Source organism: Pseudomonas sp. FSO-7 (assembly GCF_059579345.1).
This window is the reverse complement of record NZ_CM184193.1, coordinates 6,156,978-6,175,981: the sequence shown is the minus strand read 5'-3', so window position 1 is coordinate 6,175,981 and position 19,004 is coordinate 6,156,978. Positions and strand designations below refer to the sequence as shown.

Genomic DNA, 19,004 nt, shown 5'->3' with positions numbered 1-19,004 from the left:
AAACTCGAAAAGGAAGTGCGTATGACGGTTGCCCTGTGGTGTGTGTTGATTGCTTTTCTCCTGCCTTACCTGTGCGTCGGGATCGCCAAGGTCGGTGGGAGATACCGGTTGCAGGATAACCACGACCCCCGGGACTTTCTGGACTCGCTCGAAGGCGCCCCCCGGCGTGCCTACGCGGCACAACTGAACAGCTTCGAAATCAGCCCGTTCTTCGCCGCCGCCGTGATCGTCGCGCACTTGGCCGGCAATGCCGAACTGGTCACCATCAACGTGCTGGCGGTGCTGTTCATCACCAGCCGCCTGCTCTACATCATTTGTTATCTGGCGGACTGGGCGATCCTGCGTTCGCTGGTGTGGTTCGTGGGGGTTGGGCTGGTCTTGAGTTTCTTTTTCGTTTCGGTCTGAGCCTGGCTGTTGATTCCCGGTGTCTGTGCTGGCCCTATCGCGAGCAAGCTCGCTCCCACATTGGATCAGATGTGCACACAAAAGATGTGTTCACTGAGATCAGCTGTGGGAGCGAGCCTGCTCGCGATGGGGCCGGGACAATCAACACATCTCTTTAGGGATTGGCAGTCACTGCATTCGCCACCTGCGGCACCGACGGCAACGCCATGCCCTTGGGCCAGAGCATCCAGATCTGTCCCTGTTGCTTCATGTCCCCGGCCAACTGTCCGGCGGCCTCGCCCGTGCCCCAGAACAGGTCCGCCCGCACTTCGCCGGTAATTGCACCGCCAGTGTCCTGGGCGGCGACGGGCCGGTTCAAGGCGCTGCCGTCGGGGCGAGTGGTGGATAACCACAACAGGCTGCCCAGCGGAATCACCTTGCGGTCCACCGCCACGCTGTAGCCGGCGGTCAGCGGTACATTCAGCGACCCTCGCGGGCCTTCGTTACTGTCGGGGTTGCGGTTGAAGAACACGTAGCTGGGGTTGCTGCCGAGCAATTCGGGAATGCGATTCGGGTTGGCCTTGGCCCAGGCACTGATGGTGCCCATGGTCACGTCTTCTTTCTTCAGTTCGCCTTGTTCGACCAGCCAGCGTCCGATGGGGCGGTAAGGGTGGCCGTTCTGGTCGGCATAGCCGATGCGCAGTTGGCGGCCATCAGCCAGTTGAATACGTCCCGAACCCTGGATTTGCAGGAATTGCAGGTTCATGGGGTCGGTCAGCCAGGCAATGACCGGTGCCTTCACGCCATGGGTTTCGATGGTGGCCGCATCGTCGTACGGTTTGAGCACCCGGCCTTCGAGGCGGCCGCGCAGGCGTTTGCCCTTGAGCTCAGGGTAGAGGCTGTCCAGCGACACAATGATCATGTCTTCTGGTACACCGTAAACCGGGATGTTCGCCGTGGCGGTCTGGGTGAGGCTGCCGGGGTAGACCGGTTCGTAGTAGCCGGTAATCAGGCCGTTGGGGCTGTTGTCCCCTGAGCGCAGGCCATAGACGTCCAGGTTCTGTTTCAGGAAGTTGCGTACAGCCACGGCGGTTTGCGGCACATTGGCCGCTGCTGCACAGGTCGGGCCCCAGGTCGCATCGGCCTTGAGCCGGGTGCACGCGCTGCGCCAGGAACCGAAGCCGGCCAGCAGGTCCGCATCGGACACCGCCGGCAGCGCCTCCCAGGGTGCGCTGACATAGGTGGCGAGGGCATGGGTCTGAGGCTCTTCGACCTTTTCGCCGCGATTGCAACCGGCCAACAGTGCGATCAGCGGTAGGGTCAATGCCAGGCCTTTGTGCCAGGGCTTGATGCGGCTGTTCATGAAGATTTCCTTTGCAGCCATTCGAGCGCTGTCAGGCGCTCGAACAACCCGTATTGTTGATAGGGCCATTGGTCTTTGCCGATGACCCGAGGATACTAACCGCCGTTTCCTGCCCCGAGGCCAAGATGTTTGTAAAACGATTTTCCATGGCGGTGCTGGTCTGCCTGATGTTGTCCGCCTGTGGCGGCGTCGATCCCAATTCTCCCCTGGGCCAGCGCAAGACGATCTTCAAGCAGATGCTCAAGACCAACGAAGAGCTGGGTGGCATGTTGCGCGGCCGCGTGCCGTTTGACGGCGCACGTTTCGCCGAGGGCGCGGCGCAACTGGACCAATTGTCCCATGAGCCGTGGAAGCACTTCCCGCAAGTACGCGAGCAAGACCACACCAGCGCCCGGGATGAGGTCTGGCAAAAACAGGCGCGCTTCCAGGAACTGGCCCGCAGCCTTGAAGCGGCCACCGGTGAGTTGGTGACCGCCAGCAAAGTCCAACCTTACAGGGCCAGTTACCTGGGGCCGGCAGTGCAGAAGGTCGAAGATGCGTGCAGTGCCTGTCATAAAGAGTTTCGGGATTATTGATTTTGAAGCAGATGCAGGCTTCAAGCTGCAAGTGTGGAGCTTTGAACTTGCAGCTTGAAGCCTATTTGTCCAACTCATCCACCGCTTCCTGCAGCTCCTTGCGGGAGGCTGCCAGCTTGTCCTTGCGTTTGTTGATCCGCTCGGCATCGCCTTTCTTCATGGCCTTTTCCAGGTCGGCCTGACGTCGGCTGACCTCGTGCTTGGCATCGAGCACCTTGTTTTCACGCTCCTTGCGCAAGGATGCATCGGTGCAATGAGTAGTGACTTCATTCAATGCGGTTTCCAGGCCTGCCTGCTGATCCTGATTGCCGCGGGACTTGGCCAGTTCGATCTGGTTGATGATGCCCTGGCGCTTGGCCGCGCAGCCGGTGAGCTCCGGGGTTTGCTCGTCCGCCATCAAAGGGGCGGCCACGGCGCTGCATAAGACCAGCAGGGCAACGGGGGACAGGAAATTCATAGCAACTCCGTAAAAAATCGCGAGCGGTCGGTACAGATGCGCTGTTGGAACGCATGTTCGCCCCTTGGGTTCAACCGCACGGGGGGCGGATTAAAAACCGTCGACCCCGGCGGTGCGTAATTCGTCACTCAAGGCCAGCACCTGCGGATCGCGAAAAAAGGCGCTCAATTGCGCGGCGCGTCCCGGTCCGATGCCGGCTTCGGCTTGCCATTGTTCGATGCTGCGCTCGGCCAGCGCCTGCCACGGCCCTTCCAACCGGGCCTCACCGGTGGGTGGCAGGCCCAAGGCCTTCAGCCATTGCCCGAAAGGGCGTCGCCGGGCGCTGTCGAGGCTGGCGAGCAGGCGCGCGCTAGTGCGTTCGCCGAAGCCGTCAATGTTAGCAAGCTCGGCGGCATCGAGGGTCAACCAATCCAACAATCCGTGGAGTCGACCGGCAGCCAGGAGTTTTTCCCAGGTGCCGGGGCCGACATGGGGCAGGGCGAGCCCGTGCTTGCCGCTGAGCCAGTTCAGGCGTGCGAGGAATTGGCTTTCACAGCCGGGCGTCGCTTGCCAGCAACTCAAGAAGTGATGATCGCTCGCCGCGGGGGCATTGACGTCCTGGCGCTCGAGGCTGCGCAGCACCACCTCGTCGAGCCGTGGAATGGTCAGCCCGGCCAGGCTGATGGCGACCCGATCGCCGGGACGGATGTCCATCGCCTCCCAGCGCTTGAGGGAACTGACGCTCACCCGGCGAATCCGCCGATCGTCGAGCAGGGTCGGTTCAAGTTCCAGCACGGGGGTGATGCGCCCGGTACGCCCGACCTTGAAGCGCACCTTGCGCACTTCGGCCAGGGCCTGGGCATACGGATATTTCCAGGCCACGCTCCAGAACGGCGCCCTGACCTGCCAACGCTCGGCGGGTGGACGGCGGCTCTGGCGCAGGACGATCCCGTCGCTGGCGAAGGGCAGCGGCGTGCGATACCAGTGGTCGCGCCATCGCTCGGCATCGCTCAGTGCCCGGACAGGCTGGTTGTAGTCGCGGGTGTCGGCGAAACCCAGCGCGTTCAGCGCGGCCGTCCGCTCGGGCAGGGTCCCGGGCCCTTCAGGCCAGTCCCAGACAAACAGGCCGATGGAAGACGCCTCCTGCGCCGTCACATTGCTACGCGCCATCAAGCCCGCCACGGTTGCGCGGGCGTTCAGACTGCCGCGGCTGGCTTGGACATGGCCGTCCAGGCGCCAGTACAACTCGCCCTGAACGACCAGGTCCACGGGCTGGCGCAGTTGCTGTGCGATGGCGCCGATCTTGCGCGCATGCGAGGTCCAGTCATGCCCCAGGACGCCATCGCCGCGGCTGATCGCCTGGCGCAGGCGCCCCTTGCGGTAAACCAGGGACACCGCCACGCCATCGACTTTCGGTTGCGCCCAGACGTCCTCTCGACCGAGCAGCCAGGCCCTCACGGCGTCGGCGTCCTTGAGTTTTTCCAGGCCGGTATGGACGACGGGGTGCGGCACCTTTCCGCCCGCTGAGCGCAGCGGGTTTTCGGCTGCCGGGAGGTTGAAGCAGCGGCGCCATTGGCCTAGCTGTGTGCGGGATTGATCGTAAAGCTCATCGGCCACCTGCGACTGGCCGAGGCGGTGGTAACGGTCGTCCCAGGTGTCGATTTGTTGTTGCAGCGCGGCGATCTCGGCCCGGGCCCGTTCAGCGGGCCAGTCGGGGCAGGGCGCGGCGATTGCGGGGAGGGCAATGAATACGAGACAGGCGAGGGCATACAGGAATGGTGACATCGAGGCATCCTTGCTCGGTTGAGTCCCTGAAGGCTAGTCAGCGTCCCGGCGGTTGCGAGGGGCGGAGCGTTACCGGATTTTGCGGCGCCTGATGGCAAAACCGCGGCGGTACAGTCCGGCGCGATTTAGCCACGCAACTGTCCCTTGAACCCCTCAATGACCGGTGCAGAATGAGCCTTCGATTCACCTGCCTGGAACGCGCGAATGGACCTGCCGACACTCGCTGTTTTCATTCCGGCCTGCTTTGCGCTGAACATGGCGCCGGGGCCGAACAACCTGCTCTCCATCAGTAACGCCTCGCGTTATGGCTTCGTCCGGGCGTGCAGTGGCGGAATCGGTCGGTTGCTGGCGTTTGCAATCATGATTGCCCTGGCCGCGGTGGGGCTCACCGCCGTGTTGCACACCTCGGAGCTGCTGTTCCTGGGGATCAAGCTCGTCGGTGCCGGTTACCTGTTCTATTTGGCCGTGCAGTTGTGGCGGGCCCAGCCCGAGGCCGACAGCGAGGCCGGGCACGTGTCGATGAGCCGGGCCGGCCTGGCGCGCCAGGAGTTCCTGGTGGCGATCGGTAATCCGAAGGCAATTTTGTTGTTCACTGCGTTCCTGCCGCAATTCGTCGACCGTACGGGCGCTGTCACCCAACAATTCGCGGTGCTGGGTGGCTTGTTCCTGGCGTTGGAGTGCATTGCCATCGGCTTGTATTGCTACATGGGGATTCATGCGCGGCGGCTGTTTGCCCGACCCAGCGGCAAGCGTTTGTTCAACCGGATGTGTGCGGGGTTGCTGGCCAGTGCGGCTTCGTTTTTGCTGGTGGCACGGCGGACCTGAACATTGCGCTAAACCTTTGTGGCGAGGGAGCTTGCTCCCGCTGGGTTGCGCAGCAGCCCCATCAAACGTCCGGCGAATTCAGTGCGTCTGAGGATTAGAGGGGAGCGCTTCGCACCCCAGCGGGAGCAAGCTCCCTCGCCACAGTGTTTGGCGGTGATCTTCAGTGCATGAAAAAGCCCCTGGCGACTCAGTCGCCAGGGGCTTTTTCACACGCGGGTGTTACAGGCCGGCAGCGGCGCGCAGAGAGTCGGCGCGGTCGGTTTTTTCCCAGGTGAAGGTGGTGAAGGTATCGTCACCCACGGTCTTGGTCTGCGGCGTACGACCGAAGTGACCATAGGCGGCGGTGTCCTGGTACATCGGGTGCAGCAGGTCGAGCATGGTGGTGATGGCGTATGGACGCAGGTCGAATACTTCACGGACCAGGTTGATGATCTTGTCATCGCCGATCTTGCCGGTGCCGAAGGTGTTCAGCGAGATCGACGTAGGCTGGGCCACGCCAATGGCGTAGGACACCTGGATCTCGCAGCGCTCGGCCAGGCCGGCGGCCACGATGTTCTTGGCGACATAACGACCGGCGTAGGCGGCCGAACGGTCAACCTTGGAAGGGTCCTTGCCGGAAAACGCGCCACCGCCGTGACGGGCCATGCCGCCGTAGCTGTCGACGATGATCTTGCGACCGGTCAGGCCGCAGTCGCCCACCGGGCCGCCGATGATGAACTGGCCGGTCGGGTTGATGTGGAACTGGGTGTCCTTGGACAGCAACTCGGCAGGCAGCACATGCTTGACGATCAGTTCCATCACGCCTTCGCGCAGGTCTTTGTAGGACACCTCAGGGTTGTGCTGGGTCGACAGGACGACGGCGTCGATGCCGACCACCTTGCCGCCTTCGTAACGGCAGGTCACTTGGGACTTGGCGTCCGGGCGCAGCCAAGGCAGCAGGCCGGATTTACGGGCCTCGGCCTGGCGTTGAACCAGTTGGTGCGAGAAGGTGATCGGAGCCGGCATCAGCACGTCGGTCTCGTTGCTGGCGTAGCCGAACATCAGGCCCTGGTCGCCTGCGCCCTGGTCTTCAGGCTTGGCCCGATCAACGCCCTGGTTGATGTCGGGGGACTGCTTGCCGATGATGTTCATCACGCCGCAGGTCGCGCCGTCGAAGCCGACGTCGGAGCTGTTGTAGCCAATGCCCAGGATGACGTCCCGGACGATCTGTTCCAGATCGACCCAGGCCGACGTGGTGACTTCGCCGGCGATGATCGCCACGCCCGTTTTCACCAGAGTCTCGCACGCCACGCGGGCGAACTTGTCTTCAGCAATGATGGCGTCCAGCACCGCATCAGAAATCTGGTCGGCGATTTTGTCCGGATGCCCTTCAGACACGGACTCGGAGGTGAAAAGGGAGTATTCGCTCATCTCGATGTTTTCCTACAAGTTACCGTTGGTGAGTGTTGCCAGTGGGCCGCTGAAAGTGGCGAACCTGGATCTGGAAACCATTACGTAAGCCTACATAGAGGCTTTCCCCGGGCACGAGACCCGCTGCGGTGGCCCAGCGGGCCAGGTCGTCCTGTTCAAAGCCGAGCCAGAGGTCGCCGCAGGCTTCCCTGGCCCAGCTCTGGTTGTGGCTGCATAACTCCGTCACCAGCAGGCTGCCGCCCGGCTGCAGCAGGCCGGCCATGTGCTTGAGTGCCTCGGCCGGCGCGGCGAAATGATGCAGCACCATGTTCAATACCACGCAGTCGGCCTGCGGGTTCATGCCATCCAGTGCATCGGCCAGTTGCAGGCGCACGTTAGCCAGGGCTTCGCGCTCACACAGCTGGCGCGCCAGTTCGAGCATGGCCGGGCTGTTATCCAGCGCCGTCACCTGGCTGAAGCGTCGCGCCAGCTCCGGCAGAAAGGCACCGTCGCCGGGGCCGACTTCGATCGCCGTGGCCGTGGGCTCGAAGCTCAGTTTGTCGAGCAGCGCCACCACGCTTTCGCGGTATTGCGGCAAGCCGGCGATCAGGTCTTGCTGGGCGCGAAATTTCTCGGCGACCCGTGCGAAAAAGTCCTGGCTGGCGGCGGCCCGTTGCCCGTGGACCTGGGCGATGCGCGCCTGCACATCAATAGGCAGGTTCAATGCGTCCACTTCGTCCAGCAGCGCCGCGTGCAGCTTGCCGCCCAGCAGCTCGGTGTGGGGCAGGGCGCGCCGATAGAAGATGGCGTTGCCTTCCCGGCGGGTCGCCACCAGGTCGGCCTGGGCCAGGACCTTGAGGTGGTGACTCATGCCGGACTGGCCGATGCCGAAGATCTGCGCCAGTTCCAGCACGCCGAACGAATCGTTGGCCAGGGCGCGCAATACATTGAGCCGCAACGGATCGCCGCCGGCCTTGCAAAGGGCCGCCAGCTCATCGCAGTCGTCATGGCGAATGGAGGGCGCGGGTAGGTTCATCGTGCGTCAGTGTGTTCCATTAGTGGGGCAGTCCGTTTCAGTGAGGCAGTCTAGTGAGGGGTTTGGCTCATCGCAAGTTCAATATCAAAAAGTTTTGATATTGATTGATAAATGGCACTTCCCAGACCGTGCTTGACTCTACAAGCCATCAGCGGAAAGGTTTCACCTGGCGAATGCGACTTTATCCACCGGAAAAACGCTCACGGATGACTATCTGTCATTGCCCCGGGGCGGGTGGGTGAGGGAAAATGCTCGCCTTTTTTCAGTTTCGTTTTATTCATTCTCGATTCAATACCCGCAGGAGAACAGCGATGCCCAGCCGTCGTGAGCGTGCCAATGCCATTCGTGCCCTCAGCATGGATGCCGTGCAGAAAGCCAACAGCGGCCATCCCGGTGCCCCCATGGGTATGGCGGATATCGCCGAGGTGCTTTGGCGCGACTACCTCAAGCACAGCCCGAGCAACCCCTCGTTCGCCGACCGTGACCGCTTCGTGCTGTCCAACGGCCACGGTTCGATGTTGATCTACTCGCTGCTGCACCTGACCGGCTATGACCTGTCGATCGATGACCTGAAGAATTTCCGCCAACTGCACAGCCGCACCCCGGGCCACCCGGAATACGGCTATACCCCGGGCGTGGAAACCACCACCGGCCCGTTGGGCCAAGGCCTGGCCAACGCCGTGGGTTTTGCCCTGGCGGAAAAAGTCCTGGCGGCGCAGTTCAACCGTCCAGGGCATAACGTCGTCGACCACCACACCTACGTGTTCCTGGGTGATGGCTGCATGATGGAAGGCATTTCCCATGAAGTCGCCTCCCTGGCCGGCACCCTGGGCCTGGACAAGCTGATCGCGTTCTACGACGACAACGGCATCTCCATCGACGGCGAAGTCGAAGGCTGGTTCACCGACGACACCCCCAAGCGCTTCGAGGCCTACAACTGGCTGGTGATCCGCAACGTCGACGGCCATGACCCGGAAGAGATCAAGACCGCCATCGAGACCGCTCGCAAAAGCGCCCAGCCGACCCTGATCTGCTGCAAAACCACCATCGGCTTCGGCTCGCCGAACAAGCAAGGCAAGGAAGACTGCCACGGCGCGCCACTGGGTGCCGAGGAAATCGCCCTGACCCGTGCCGCGCTGAAGTGGAACCATGGCCCGTTCGAAATCCCGGCCGACATCTATGCCGAATGGGACGCCAAGGAAAAGGGTCGTGCGCTCGAAGCCGAGTGGGACCAGCGTTTCGCCGCCTATTCCGCCGAATTCCCCGAGCTGGCAAACGAGCTGGTGCGTCGCCTCAGTGGCGAGCTGCCGGCCGACTTCGCCGAGAAAGCCTCGGCGTACATCGCTGAAGTCGCCGCCAAGGGCGAAACCATCGCCAGCCGCAAGGCCAGCCAGAACACCCTGAACGCCTTCGGCCCATTGCTGCCTGAACTGCTGGGCGGTTCGGCCGACCTGGCCGGTTCCAACCTGACCCTGTGGAAAGGCTGCAAAGGCGTCAGCGCCGAAGACGCCAGCGGCAACTACATGTACTACGGCGTTCGCGAGTTCGGCATGAGCGCGATCATGAACGGCGTCGCGCTGCACGGCGGCCTAGTGCCTTACGGCGCTACTTTCCTGATGTTCATGGAATACGCCCGCAACGCCGTGCGCATGTCGGCGCTGATGAAAAAACGCATCCTGTATGTGTTCACCCACGACTCCATCGGCCTGGGCGAAGACGGCCCGACTCACCAGCCGATCGAGCAACTGGCGAGCCTGCGTTGCACGCCGAACCTGGACACCTGGCGCCCGTGCGATGCCGTGGAGTCGGCGGTGGCCTGGAAATACGCCATCGAGCGTAACGACGGTCCATCGGCGCTGATCTTCTCCCGTCAGAACTTGCAGCACCAGAACCGCGATGCCGACCAGATCGGCGACATCAGCCGCGGCGGCTACGTGCTCAAGGATTGCATCGGCGAGCCAGAGCTGATCCTGATCGCTACCGGTTCCGAAGTCGGCCTGGCCGTCCAGGCCTACGACAAGCTGACCGAACAGGGCCGCAACGTACGCGTGGTGTCCATGCCGTGCACCAGCGTGTTCGACGCCCAGGATGCTGGCTACAAGCAGGCGGTACTGCCGCTGCAAGTCAGCGCGCGGATCGCCATCGAGGCTGCTCACGCTGATTACTGGTACAAGTATGTGGGGCTGGAAGGTCGCGTGATCGGCATGACCACCTACGGCGAATCGGCGCCTGCGCCGGCGCTGTTCGAGGAGTTCGGCTTCACCCTGGACAACATCCTGGGTCAGGCTGAAGAGCTGCTGGAAGACTGATCCGAAGTCGCGTCGTCCGGGCTGACGCCATCGCGAGCAAGCTCGCTCCCACAAGGATCTCCACCGACCCTGTGGGAGCGAGCTTGCTCGCGATGGCAGTGGCCCCGGCAACGCTGTCCTGATGGATTCACCCTGGTCAGAGAACCCCCATGCCCCAACCGCGTCCCTACAAAGTTGCACTCAACGGCTACGGCCGGATAGGTCGTTGCGTCTTGCGTGCGTTGTTCGAGCGAGGGGCCAAGGCCGGTTTCGAAATCGTGGCCATCAACGATCTGGCCGACATGGCCAGCATCGAATACCTGACACGCTTTGACTCCACCCACGGCCGGTTCCCGGGCGAAGTGCGGGTCGAGGGCGATTGTCTGCATATCAATGGCGACTGCGTGAAGGTTCTGCGCAGCGCCACCCCCGAAGGCATTGATTGGGCGTCCCTGGATGTCGATCTGGTGCTCGAGTGTTCCGGTGCCTACCACACCCGCGAAGACGGCCAGCGTTTCCTCGCTGCCGGCGCGCCACGGGTGCTGTTCTCCCAACCGATGGCCAGCGAAGCGGACGTCGACGCCACCATCGTCTACGGTGTGAACCAGGATTGCCTGACCGGCGAAGAGCTGCTGGTGTCCAACGCGTCCTGCACCACCAACTGCGGCGTGCCGCTGTTGCGCCTGCTGGACCAGGCCATTGGTCTGGAATACGTGTCGATCACCACCATCCACTCGGCGATGAACGACCAGCCGGTGATCGACGCCTATCATCATGAGGACCTGCGCCGCACCCGTTCGGCGTTCCAATCGGTGATTCCGGTGTCCACTGGTCTGGCGCGCGGCATTGAGCGGCTGCTGCCGGAACTTGCCGGGCGAATTCAGGCCAAAGCCGTGCGGGTGCCGACGGTCAACGTGTCCTGCCTCGACATCACGATGCAGACCGTGAGCGATACCGACGCCACCGAGGTCAACCGGATCCTGCGCGAAGCCGCTACCAGCGGCCCGCTCAAAGGCCTCCTGGCCTACACCGAGTTGCCTCACGCCAGTTGTGATTTTAACCATGACCCCCATTCGGCCATTGTCGATGCCAGCCAGACCCGTGTTTCCGGGCCGAGGCTTGTGAACATCCTGGCCTGGTTCGACAACGAATGGGGGTTTGCCAACCGAATGCTGGACGTTGCCGAGCATTACCTGCAAACCGCTTCGAAAAAACCTGCTCTCTAAACAGTTACCCAGGAATTGCGACCCATGACCGTGTTGAAGATGTCCGACCTCGATCTGCAAGGTAAGCGCGTACTGATCCGCGAAGACCTCAACGTCCCCGTCAAGGACGGTGTTGTCACCAGCGACGCGCGTATCCTGGCTTCGCTGCCGACCATCAAGCTGGCCTTGGAAAAAGGCGCGGCCGTGATGGTCTGTTCCCACCTGGGCCGTCCGACCGAAGGCGAGTTCTCGGCGGAAAACAGCCTCAAGCCTGTGGCCGACTACCTGAGCAAGGCCTTGGGCCGTGACGTGCCGTTGGTCGCTGACTACCTGAACGGCGTCGATGTAAAGGCCGGCGACGTCGTGTTGTTCGAAAACGTACGCTTCAACAAGGGCGAGAAAAAGAACGCCGACGAATTGGCCCAGCAATACGCCGCCCTGTGCGACGTGTTCGTGATGGACGCCTTCGGCACCGCTCACCGCGCCGAGGGCTCGACCCATGGCGTGGCGAAGTTCGCCAAAGTCGCCGCTGCCGGCCCGCTGCTGGCAGCTGAACTGGATGCACTGGGCAAGGCCCTGGGCTCGCCGGCCCAGCCGATGGCCGCCATCGTGGCCGGCTCCAAGGTCTCCACCAAGCTGGACGTGCTCAACAGCCTGAGCCAGGTCTGCAACCAGTTGATCGTCGGTGGCGGCATCGCCAACACCTTCCTCGCCGCTGCCGGTCACCCGGTGGGTAAATCCCTGTACGAGCCGGACCTGCTGGACACCGCCCGGGAAATCGCCGCCAAGGTCAGCGTACCGTTGCCGGTGGATGTGGTGGTGGCCAAGGAATTCGCCGAAAGCGCCACCGCCACCGTCAAGCTGGTGGCCGACGTGGCCGAGGATGACATGATCCTCGACATCGGTCCGCAAACCGCAGCCAACTTCGCCGAACTGCTGAAATCCTCCCAGACGATCCTGTGGAACGGCCCGGTCGGCGTGTTCGAGTTCGACCAGTTCGGCAACGGCACCAAGGTACTGGCCCAGGCCATCGCCGAAAGCGCTGCGTTCTCCATCGCCGGCGGTGGCGACACGCTGGCGGCCATCGACAAATATGGCGTGGCCGCGCAGATCTCCTACATTTCCACCGGTGGCGGCGCATTCCTCGAGTTCGTCGAAGGCAAAGTGCTGCCTGCCGTGGAAGTCCTGGAAAGCCGGGCCAAGGCCTGAAGCTGCGTTGACCAGGCAAAGGAGTGTTCTGATGGTCAAGACGTTCACGTTGCTGCTGGCGGCGACGATGCTGGTGGCTTGCTCAAGCAGCCCGGAGGCTCCGGCCCCGCAAACCGGCACGCCGACGCCCGAAGAAGGCTGTTACCAGGCCGACTGGCAGGCCGAGACCAACCCGGTGCTGAACAAGCGTTCCGGCCCGGACGGCCTGGACAAATACGAGACGCAAACCCCGGCCAAGGAACATGGTTGTCCTTGACGGGTCTGACTCTTAACTCATGGCGGGCGGCGTGTGCCGTCCGTCGAGGAACACGGATGAAAGGCTTGATCGCCGTTGTGGCGTTGGCATTGCTGGCCGGTTGCTCGCAACTGGGTTTTTTGCAGTCGTCCGAGCCCGTTGCAGAGGGTTGGACGAGCTGGACCTGTGACAGCGAGGCCAAAGTGCTCTGGCGCTACACCGATGCCGCCCGCAAGGAGGTCGATGTACGCCTGGGCGGCGCCGACAAGGTGTATCGCCTCATGCTTGAACTGGGTGCCGAAGGTTCGCTGTACAGTGATGACATGCTGGCGTTTCACGTCAAAGGTGAGGAAGGCCTGGTGTACTGGGTCGCCACCAATGACTTGATTGGGCGGGGTTGCAAGGCGCAGTAATACGATTGAACTGATCCACAGAGATCCAAATGTGAGAGCAGATCCAGTGTGGGAGCGAGCTTGCTCGCGATGGCGGTGTATCAGGCAACGGTGATGTTGAATGTGCCGGCCTCATCGCGAGCAAGCTCGCTCCCACAGGGATCGCATCAGTATTTGGTTTAGCGACACCGAACACGCAGGCCGGGGTCACCCCCGATCCGCAATGACTTGAATAGCCGCCGCCGCTCCGGCAGGCTGGCACGATTAACGACCCTCGACCGGGAGAAAGACACAATGGCACTTATCAGCATGCGTCAGATGCTGGACCACGCAGCCGAGTTCGGCTACGGCGTTCCAGCCTTTAACGTCAACAACCTTGAGCAGATGCGCGCCATCATGGAAGCCGCTGACAAGACTGACTCTCCGGTGATCGTCCAGGCTTCGGCCGGTGCCCGCAAATACGCCGGCGCACCGTTCCTGCGTCACCTGATCCTGGCGGCGATCGAAGAATTCCCGCACATCCCGGTGTGCATGCACCAGGACCACGGCACCAGCCCGGACGTCTGCCAGCGCTCCATTCAACTGGGCTTCAGCTCGGTGATGATGGACGGTTCCCTTGGCGAAGACGGCAAGACCCCGACCGACTACGAATACAACGTGCGCGTCACCCAGCAGACCGTCGCCATGGCCCACGCCTGCGGCGTGTCGGTGGAAGGTGAGCTGGGTTGCCTGGGTTCGCTGGAAACCGGCATGGCCGGTGAAGAAGATGGCATCGGCGCCGAAGGCGTGCTGGACCACAGCCAGATGCTGACCGACCCGGAAGAAGCCGCGGATTTCGTCAAGAAGACCCAGGTCGACGCCCTGGCCATCGCCATCGGCACCAGCCACGGCGCCTACAAGTTCACCAAGCCGCCTACCGGTGACGTGCTGGCCATCGACCGCATCAAGGAAATCCACAAGCGCATTCCCAACACGCATTTGGTGATGCACGGTTCTTCTTCGGTGCCGCAGGAGTGGCTGGCGATCATCAACCAGTACGGTGGCGACATCAAGGAAACCTACGGCGTGCCGGTTGAGGAGATCGTCGAAGGTATCAAGTACGGTGTGCGCAAGGTCAACATCGATACCGATTTGCGCCTGGCCTCCACGGGTGCGATGCGTCGTTTGATGGCGACCAATCCTAGCGAGTTTGATCCGCGTAAGTTCTTCGGTGCGACCGTGACGGCGATGCGTGATGTGTGTATTGCGCGTTATGAGGCGTTTGGTACGGCGGGTAATGCTTCGAAGATCAAGCCGATCTCCCTGGAAGCTATGTATCAGCGTTATTTGAAAGGTGAGTTGAACGCTAAGGTTAACTAAGCTTTCGCGTTATTAAAGAACCCGCAGTGATGCGGGTTTTTTATGCAGTACTTTTTTCCTTGGTCAAGTTGATGGCACTTTCGTTTCTGGTCTGATCACTTCGGTCGAGGCGCTGCTGTCGCGAAATCCCCCTAGCATTCCTGTGAGCACGCCCGCTATCAATGGTCGCCCATTAGGGGGCTTTACGTTATAAATACAGCTCATCATGGCTAGTCTCTTATCTTCACAAGTCTAAATTTTTGATTTTCCAATCCATGATAAGGATAGTTAATTATATCGGCATTGTTTCCTAAGTATTCATCCTTAACATCCAATACTGTGCCTAACTTCTTGTTTTGAATGTAGTAGAAGCCGCTGCCTGCCTCTTTGAAATACCACAAGTGGTTTGGGGTTGGGTGAGCAGGGCTTACAAGCGAGGCAACGACACTTCTACCATAATCATCTCTGGCCTCGAGCCATAGGTGATCGTTTGTTTCATTAATAATCCGATGTTCTAAACTAGAGGTGTTCGAAATTCGCCAGGTGGATTCGGACGCGTCGTTATTCTGATACTGTTTAACTGCATGGGCTCCGTTACTTTCTGTGAGAATCATTTTAATGAGAAATGTGTCTTTGGCATAGATGAAAATTTTATAGTGGCCGGGTGGGATTGCTATTATCGGTCCGGGGGCGCCCTGAGTTATCTGCTCATTCTCATGATCTATTTCATTTTTAGAGGTGTTTTCATCCTGCATGACAGTTTCCTCGTGTGTGGTGTAGCGTGAGCGATATAAAAGATAATGGATGCTGGTCGTTCTTCGGGAACAAATCTACTGTCAGAGTTGACAGGTTTAATGACTATTTAAATGTTTAGATAGACAGAATGGCTATAAGCGGGAGGTTGTGAGTGAGCTGACTGTCAACGTTGACAGCTGTCAGCCTTGCCAAGGCGCTGTCACCCTTCTTTCTTCAGCTCCTCATGCGCAAAGAAGTGAGTGGCGATGAAAAAGGGTGAGCCCATTGGAGGACCGCCAAAAGGCCCAGCTCCGAAAAAATGGCGACTGTCGAATCGATAGCGATGTCGTTTCGCAAAGGGCAGAAAATCCGCTTGGTAATGTTTTCGGTAAAGGGGACGAATTCATATCGTTAAATTAATTCGCCCCTTTTTTGCCCAAGGCGAGCGATTTGTTACGAAGCAGGTTGAAGTTTTATACCTGGGGGGCTGCAGTTTAACGATGTAATGGTGCCAGCTGCGTCGGTGTAAATATTAAGGCGGTCCGGGGTTATGCTTTTGTCTTGTGCTTTGTCTGGTGAGATCTTTTGATAAGCTCTCGCCCCGGCCGCTTTAACGGCGGCATTCATGTTTTCTTCGCTGGCTTCCTTGCCGACAAAACTCTCTACGAGCGTCGCGTTGCAGGCCGCATGCGCTTGGACGACATTGCCAAGCAACAGGGATAGCGCCACAAATAAAAATTTGCTGTTCATGGTTTTTACCTCCATGTCTAGAGCGATGATTACCCGTCTGGGTAAGCACAGTCTGGGGAGTTAAAATTTTTGATCTACTGTAATAAATGACAGTTGTTTAGAGCTTTTCGAATTTGTCTCTGGTTTTTTTGTCATTAAATACGAATAAGCAATTGACCGCCCCGCTCTAACAGCGAATGCAGACCTGTGGGAGCGAGCTTGCTCGCGATGGCGGTGGTTCAGTTGATGAAGATGTTGGATGTGCTTGTACGCCTCCTCGCGAGCGGGTTTGCGTCAATCGTCCAGTTCGCACTGCAAAGCGCCCTCAAAAGCCTGTCCACCGTAAAAAACGCCCAAAATGGAAACCTGCTGGGCATCAACGGCAAAGGCAATCACGGTCCGCTTACGGTAGTTTGTGATGCGCAAACCGGGACGTATATCGTCCCTCTGGTTTCCCCGGTGCGGGAACGTCTGTAGCTCTTCACAGTAGGTCACGATGGCGTCGGTATACCGATGGGCAATTTCCGGCGAAGCCTCTGTGGCAATGTAGCGATAGAGCGCAGCTAACTGCTCAAGGGCTTCCGGTGCAAACTCCACGGTATGGGCCATTTACGATTTTACGGTGGCGTTCTGGTGTTCTGCAGCCAATCGAGAGCGCACCTCATCAACGCTTAGCGTGCGCGAGGGGTCAGCTTTCAAGGCATCGTAAGCTGGGGCTACTTGACCTACGAGCCAGTTTTCCAAAGCACGATCACGAGCGAGCAGCGCCCGGAGGCCATCACGAATGACTTCACTTTCAGTGGCGTACTCACCAGCAGCCACCTTGGCTTTCACTACGTCAGCCATCTGGTTAGGCAGCGTGATGCTGAACTGTTGAGTGCTACGCATGATGAGTCTCCTGAATAAGATAGGATTTAATCCTACTCTGCTCAAAAGAATTATGCACATGACCTCCTGTCATCCTCGATGACTTTGCAGGTGGATTAAGGGTGAGCTTGCTCGCGATTGCGGTGGTTCAGTTGATGAAGATGTTGAATGTATTGGCCTCTTCGCGAGCAAGCCCGCTCCCACATTGGCCCCAGCGGTGTATATGAATTTTGTGGGTGCTGAAGATCTAGTGTGGGAGCTTGCTCGCGAAGGCAGTGCCATAGTCGATGAAGATGTCGAATGTGCTGTCGTCATCGCGAGCAAGCTTTGCTCCCACAGATCTGGTGGGTGTACGAGCAGGAGAGCCAGGTCGGCTGTCAGGCCGCCTCGTGGTGGACGTTGATCTCGGCGCCCCGTTAACCACGCTGGCCGAACGCAGGCATTGTGGAGTGGGCATCCCGGCATGGATGCCGGGATAGCCGCGCTGGGCCATGGATGGCCCTTCGCGGCGGGCCCACGGAGCAATGCCTTCGTTCGGGCACACCGAGCCTAGGCGAGGTGCCGAGTGGTGGGGCAGGAGCGTTTTGGTTACTTTTGCGCTCTTCAAAAGTGACCCGCCGTAAGGGCGGAACCATAAGTGGCCGTTACCAAAGAAATGGATATACACACAGACCCTGATAGCGCTGTGTCAGTCGCCATCCATGCTGCTGACCCAGCGCTATCGCGAGCAAGCTCGCTCCCACAGGGGATCATCTCCCGCCGGGAGGGCTTTATTGGTCTTCGAGGCCGCGTTGTTCGATGACGCCGAACACGTCGGTGACATCCTGGACCAGGATCCGGGCGACGTTGGTGAGGGTGTTGAGGTCGCTGGCGGCCGAATCGCGCAGGGTGGCGCAGGCCATGAGCGTCAGGTAGTCGAGGGTGGCATGCAGGCGTTCGCTGGCACAGGCGTGAAGCTCTGTTAGCGGGGCGGTTTTGTCGATGAACAGGACCGGTTGGGTGGTGGCGATCGGGGTGAGAGGGGTGAAGCGACTAAGCGATTGTTCGGCTTTCATGACAAACCTCTAACTCAAGAAAAAGTATTTGCCACCGTTTGCTGCGAAACAAATGGGTGGCAGCCATGTGCGGGTTCGCAGACCGAGGAGTTAGCACCCGGCAGATCCGAAGATCTCCCACACACAGCCGCCATAAAAAGCCGAACGTAGGCAGGATGCCCTACGCCGATTTTTGACGGTCGTGATTCTAACTCACTGGGGCTGCGAAACCCCTGCCCACCGACCAAAGCCAGCAGACCCACCGAACTATAAAGGAGATTTTCAAGGCCAAAATCGACCTGTAGGACGCACCGGGCCCTTGTGGCGAGGGAGCTTGCTCCCGCTCGGGGGCGCAGCCGCCGCAAAACCTGGGCATGCGGTAGGGCTGACGAAAGGAGAGGGCTGCTGCGCAGCCCAGCGGGGATAAATCCCCTCGCCACAAGGGGATGTTTCCTACGAGATTTTCGGAAGCACTTTTAAGTGTTGTGATCGATATCCAGCTTGCTGAACGTCACTTTCCCGCCTTCGCTGGTATAGCCGCTGTTGTCCTGCACATACACCCCAGCCTTGAAGTACAACGGCTTGACCTTCCATTTGGTGCTGACGGTGGTGTACCAGCTACGACCCGCCGCAGTAATGCCCAGGTCACCGGTACGGTCGAGGTGGAGCCGATAACTGAAGGCCTGATTAAGTTTCACGCCGCTGGCGACGGCGATGACCCGACCTTCGTCATCATCGGGGCGCATGCGGACTTTGGCGACGATGTCCCCGGTGCTGCTGGCATCCTTGTATTGGTATTCCAGCTTCACCATGGGCTTGCTGCTGTCCTTGGCATGAATCTGACCGATGACGATCTTGCCACTGCTGGGAACCTGGTTGACCACCAGTGTGGCGCTCAATTTATTGTCGGCATCGGGATACAGCCAGTTGCGCAAGGTGCCGTCTTTATAGGTCTCGCGTAATTCACTGCGCGGGTAGATCGCGTTTTCAGTCTTGGTACCGGTAACCGGTGACCAGAAGTACACCGTGCTGCCTTCGGAATTGAAATATTTATCCCGGAACCCATCCACCAGCCGAGGCGTTTCGATGGTTTTCGGCGGGCTGCCCTCGGGGATGCTCAAGTTCCAGGTTGCAAGATCGACCATGTTCGGATCCTTTCTGTACATAAGAAATGATTTA

The 19,004-nt window shown here is 60.1% G+C and carries 20 protein-coding genes; 9 read left to right on the top strand and 11 right to left on the bottom strand.

Features of this window, described 5'->3' with window-relative positions:
- Nucleotides 1–21: 21 nt before the first annotated feature.
- A complete protein-coding gene (locus AC515T_RS27125) occupies nt 22–405 on the top strand; it encodes an MAPEG family protein (protein WP_496530674.1) in 384 nt (127 codons plus the stop codon).
- 154 nt (nt 406–559) lie between these two features.
- Here the strand turns inward: AC515T_RS27125 and mltA are convergent, their stop codons facing one another.
- Nucleotides 560–1,747, bottom strand: a complete 1,188-nt coding sequence (mltA, locus tag AC515T_RS27120; protein WP_496530673.1) for a murein transglycosylase A — start codon at nt 1,745–1,747, stop codon at nt 560–562.
- Nucleotides 1,748–1,872: 125 nt separating this feature from the next.
- Here mltA and AC515T_RS27115 point away from each other — a divergent pair, with 125 nt between their 5' ends.
- Nucleotides 1,873–2,322 (top strand): c-type cytochrome, encoded by a 450-nt coding sequence (locus AC515T_RS27115; RefSeq protein WP_496530672.1) that lies wholly within the window; start codon nt 1,873–1,875, stop codon nt 2,320–2,322.
- 61 nt (nt 2,323–2,383) lie between these two features.
- Here the strand turns inward: AC515T_RS27115 and AC515T_RS27110 are convergent, their stop codons facing one another.
- Nucleotides 2,384–2,779: a DUF1090 domain-containing protein gene (locus tag AC515T_RS27110; RefSeq protein ID WP_496530671.1), complete on the bottom strand. Its 396-nt coding sequence runs from the start codon at nt 2,777–2,779 to the stop codon at nt 2,384–2,386.
- Between the two features lie 90 nt (nt 2,780–2,869).
- Nucleotides 2,870–4,543 carry an NAD-dependent DNA ligase LigB gene (gene ligB, locus AC515T_RS27105; RefSeq protein WP_496530670.1) on the bottom strand — a complete coding sequence of 558 codons (1,674 nt, stop codon included), beginning with the start codon at nt 4,541–4,543 and terminating at the stop codon, nt 2,870–2,872.
- A 204-nt stretch (nt 4,544–4,747) separates the two neighbouring features.
- On the opposite strand from ligB, the gene AC515T_RS27100 reads away from it, so the two are divergent.
- A complete protein-coding gene (locus AC515T_RS27100; protein ID WP_496530669.1) occupies nt 4,748–5,368 on the top strand; it encodes a LysE family translocator in 621 nt (206 codons plus the stop codon).
- 219 nt (nt 5,369–5,587) lie between these two features.
- Here AC515T_RS27100 and metK read toward each other — a convergent pair whose 3' ends face one another.
- Together metK and AC515T_RS27090 are read right to left on the bottom strand one after the other, a co-directional pair.
- Nucleotides 5,588–6,778: a methionine adenosyltransferase gene (metK, locus tag AC515T_RS27095; protein ID WP_013694443.1), complete on the bottom strand. Its 1,191-nt coding sequence runs from the start codon at nt 6,776–6,778 to the stop codon at nt 5,588–5,590.
- A 19-nt stretch (nt 6,779–6,797) separates the two neighbouring features.
- Nucleotides 6,798–7,793, bottom strand: coding sequence for an ArsR/SmtB family transcription factor (locus AC515T_RS27090; protein ID WP_496530668.1), 996 nt, complete (start codon nt 7,791–7,793; stop codon nt 6,798–6,800).
- A 311-nt stretch (nt 7,794–8,104) separates the two neighbouring features.
- On the opposite strand from AC515T_RS27090, the gene tkt reads away from it, so the two are divergent.
- The 6 genes from tkt (at nt 8,105) to fba (ending at nt 14,481) form a co-directional block, all read left to right on the top strand.
- Entirely contained in the window at nt 8,105–10,102 is a 1,998-nt protein-coding gene (gene tkt, locus AC515T_RS27085; protein ID WP_305491258.1) for a transketolase, read from the top strand.
- 149 nt (nt 10,103–10,251) lie between these two features.
- Nucleotides 10,252–11,307, top strand: coding sequence for an erythrose-4-phosphate dehydrogenase (gene epd / locus AC515T_RS27080; RefSeq protein ID WP_014340625.1), 1,056 nt, complete (start codon nt 10,252–10,254; stop codon nt 11,305–11,307).
- A gap of 24 nt (nt 11,308–11,331) precedes the next feature.
- The gene (locus AC515T_RS27075; RefSeq protein WP_496530667.1) at nt 11,332–12,495 is read left to right on the top strand and encodes a phosphoglycerate kinase; all 1,164 of its coding nucleotides are present in this window, start codon (nt 11,332–11,334) and stop codon (nt 12,493–12,495) included.
- Between the two features lie 31 nt (nt 12,496–12,526).
- Nucleotides 12,527–12,751: a hypothetical protein gene (locus AC515T_RS27070; RefSeq protein WP_122566574.1), complete on the top strand. Its 225-nt coding sequence runs from the start codon at nt 12,527–12,529 to the stop codon at nt 12,749–12,751.
- Between the two features lie 56 nt (nt 12,752–12,807).
- Entirely contained in the window at nt 12,808–13,143 is a 336-nt protein-coding gene (locus AC515T_RS27065) for an MliC family protein (RefSeq protein WP_496530666.1), read from the top strand.
- Nucleotides 13,144–13,416: 273 nt separating this feature from the next.
- Nucleotides 13,417–14,481 (top strand): class II fructose-bisphosphate aldolase, encoded by a 1,065-nt coding sequence (gene fba / locus AC515T_RS27060; RefSeq protein WP_003177554.1) that lies wholly within the window; start codon nt 13,417–13,419, stop codon nt 14,479–14,481.
- Between the two features lie 209 nt (nt 14,482–14,690).
- Here the strand turns inward: fba and AC515T_RS27055 are convergent, their stop codons facing one another.
- From AC515T_RS27055 to AC515T_RS27030, 6 genes are all read right to left on the bottom strand, one after another.
- Complete coding sequence (locus tag AC515T_RS27055) at nt 14,691–15,215, bottom strand: RICIN domain-containing protein (protein ID WP_496530665.1); 525 nt, start codon at nt 15,213–15,215, stop codon at nt 14,691–14,693.
- Nucleotides 15,216–15,648: 433 nt separating this feature from the next.
- Complete coding sequence (locus AC515T_RS27050; protein ID WP_496530664.1) at nt 15,649–15,945, bottom strand: I78 family peptidase inhibitor; 297 nt, start codon at nt 15,943–15,945, stop codon at nt 15,649–15,651.
- Nucleotides 15,946–16,218: 273 nt separating this feature from the next.
- Nucleotides 16,219–16,533: a type II toxin-antitoxin system RelE/ParE family toxin gene (locus AC515T_RS27045; protein WP_496530663.1), complete on the bottom strand. Its 315-nt coding sequence runs from the start codon at nt 16,531–16,533 to the stop codon at nt 16,219–16,221.
- Nucleotides 16,534–16,812: a ribbon-helix-helix domain-containing protein gene (locus tag AC515T_RS27040; protein WP_208665885.1), complete on the bottom strand. Its 279-nt coding sequence runs from the start codon at nt 16,810–16,812 to the stop codon at nt 16,534–16,536.
- Nucleotides 16,813–17,561: 749 nt separating this feature from the next.
- Nucleotides 17,562–17,846: a fructose-bisphosphate aldolase gene (locus AC515T_RS27035; RefSeq protein ID WP_496530662.1), complete on the bottom strand. Its 285-nt coding sequence runs from the start codon at nt 17,844–17,846 to the stop codon at nt 17,562–17,564.
- A 455-nt stretch (nt 17,847–18,301) separates the two neighbouring features.
- Nucleotides 18,302–18,970, bottom strand: a complete 669-nt coding sequence (locus AC515T_RS27030; protein WP_496530661.1) for a polysaccharide lyase family 7 protein — start codon at nt 18,968–18,970, stop codon at nt 18,302–18,304.
- Nucleotides 18,971–19,004 lie beyond the last annotated feature (34 nt).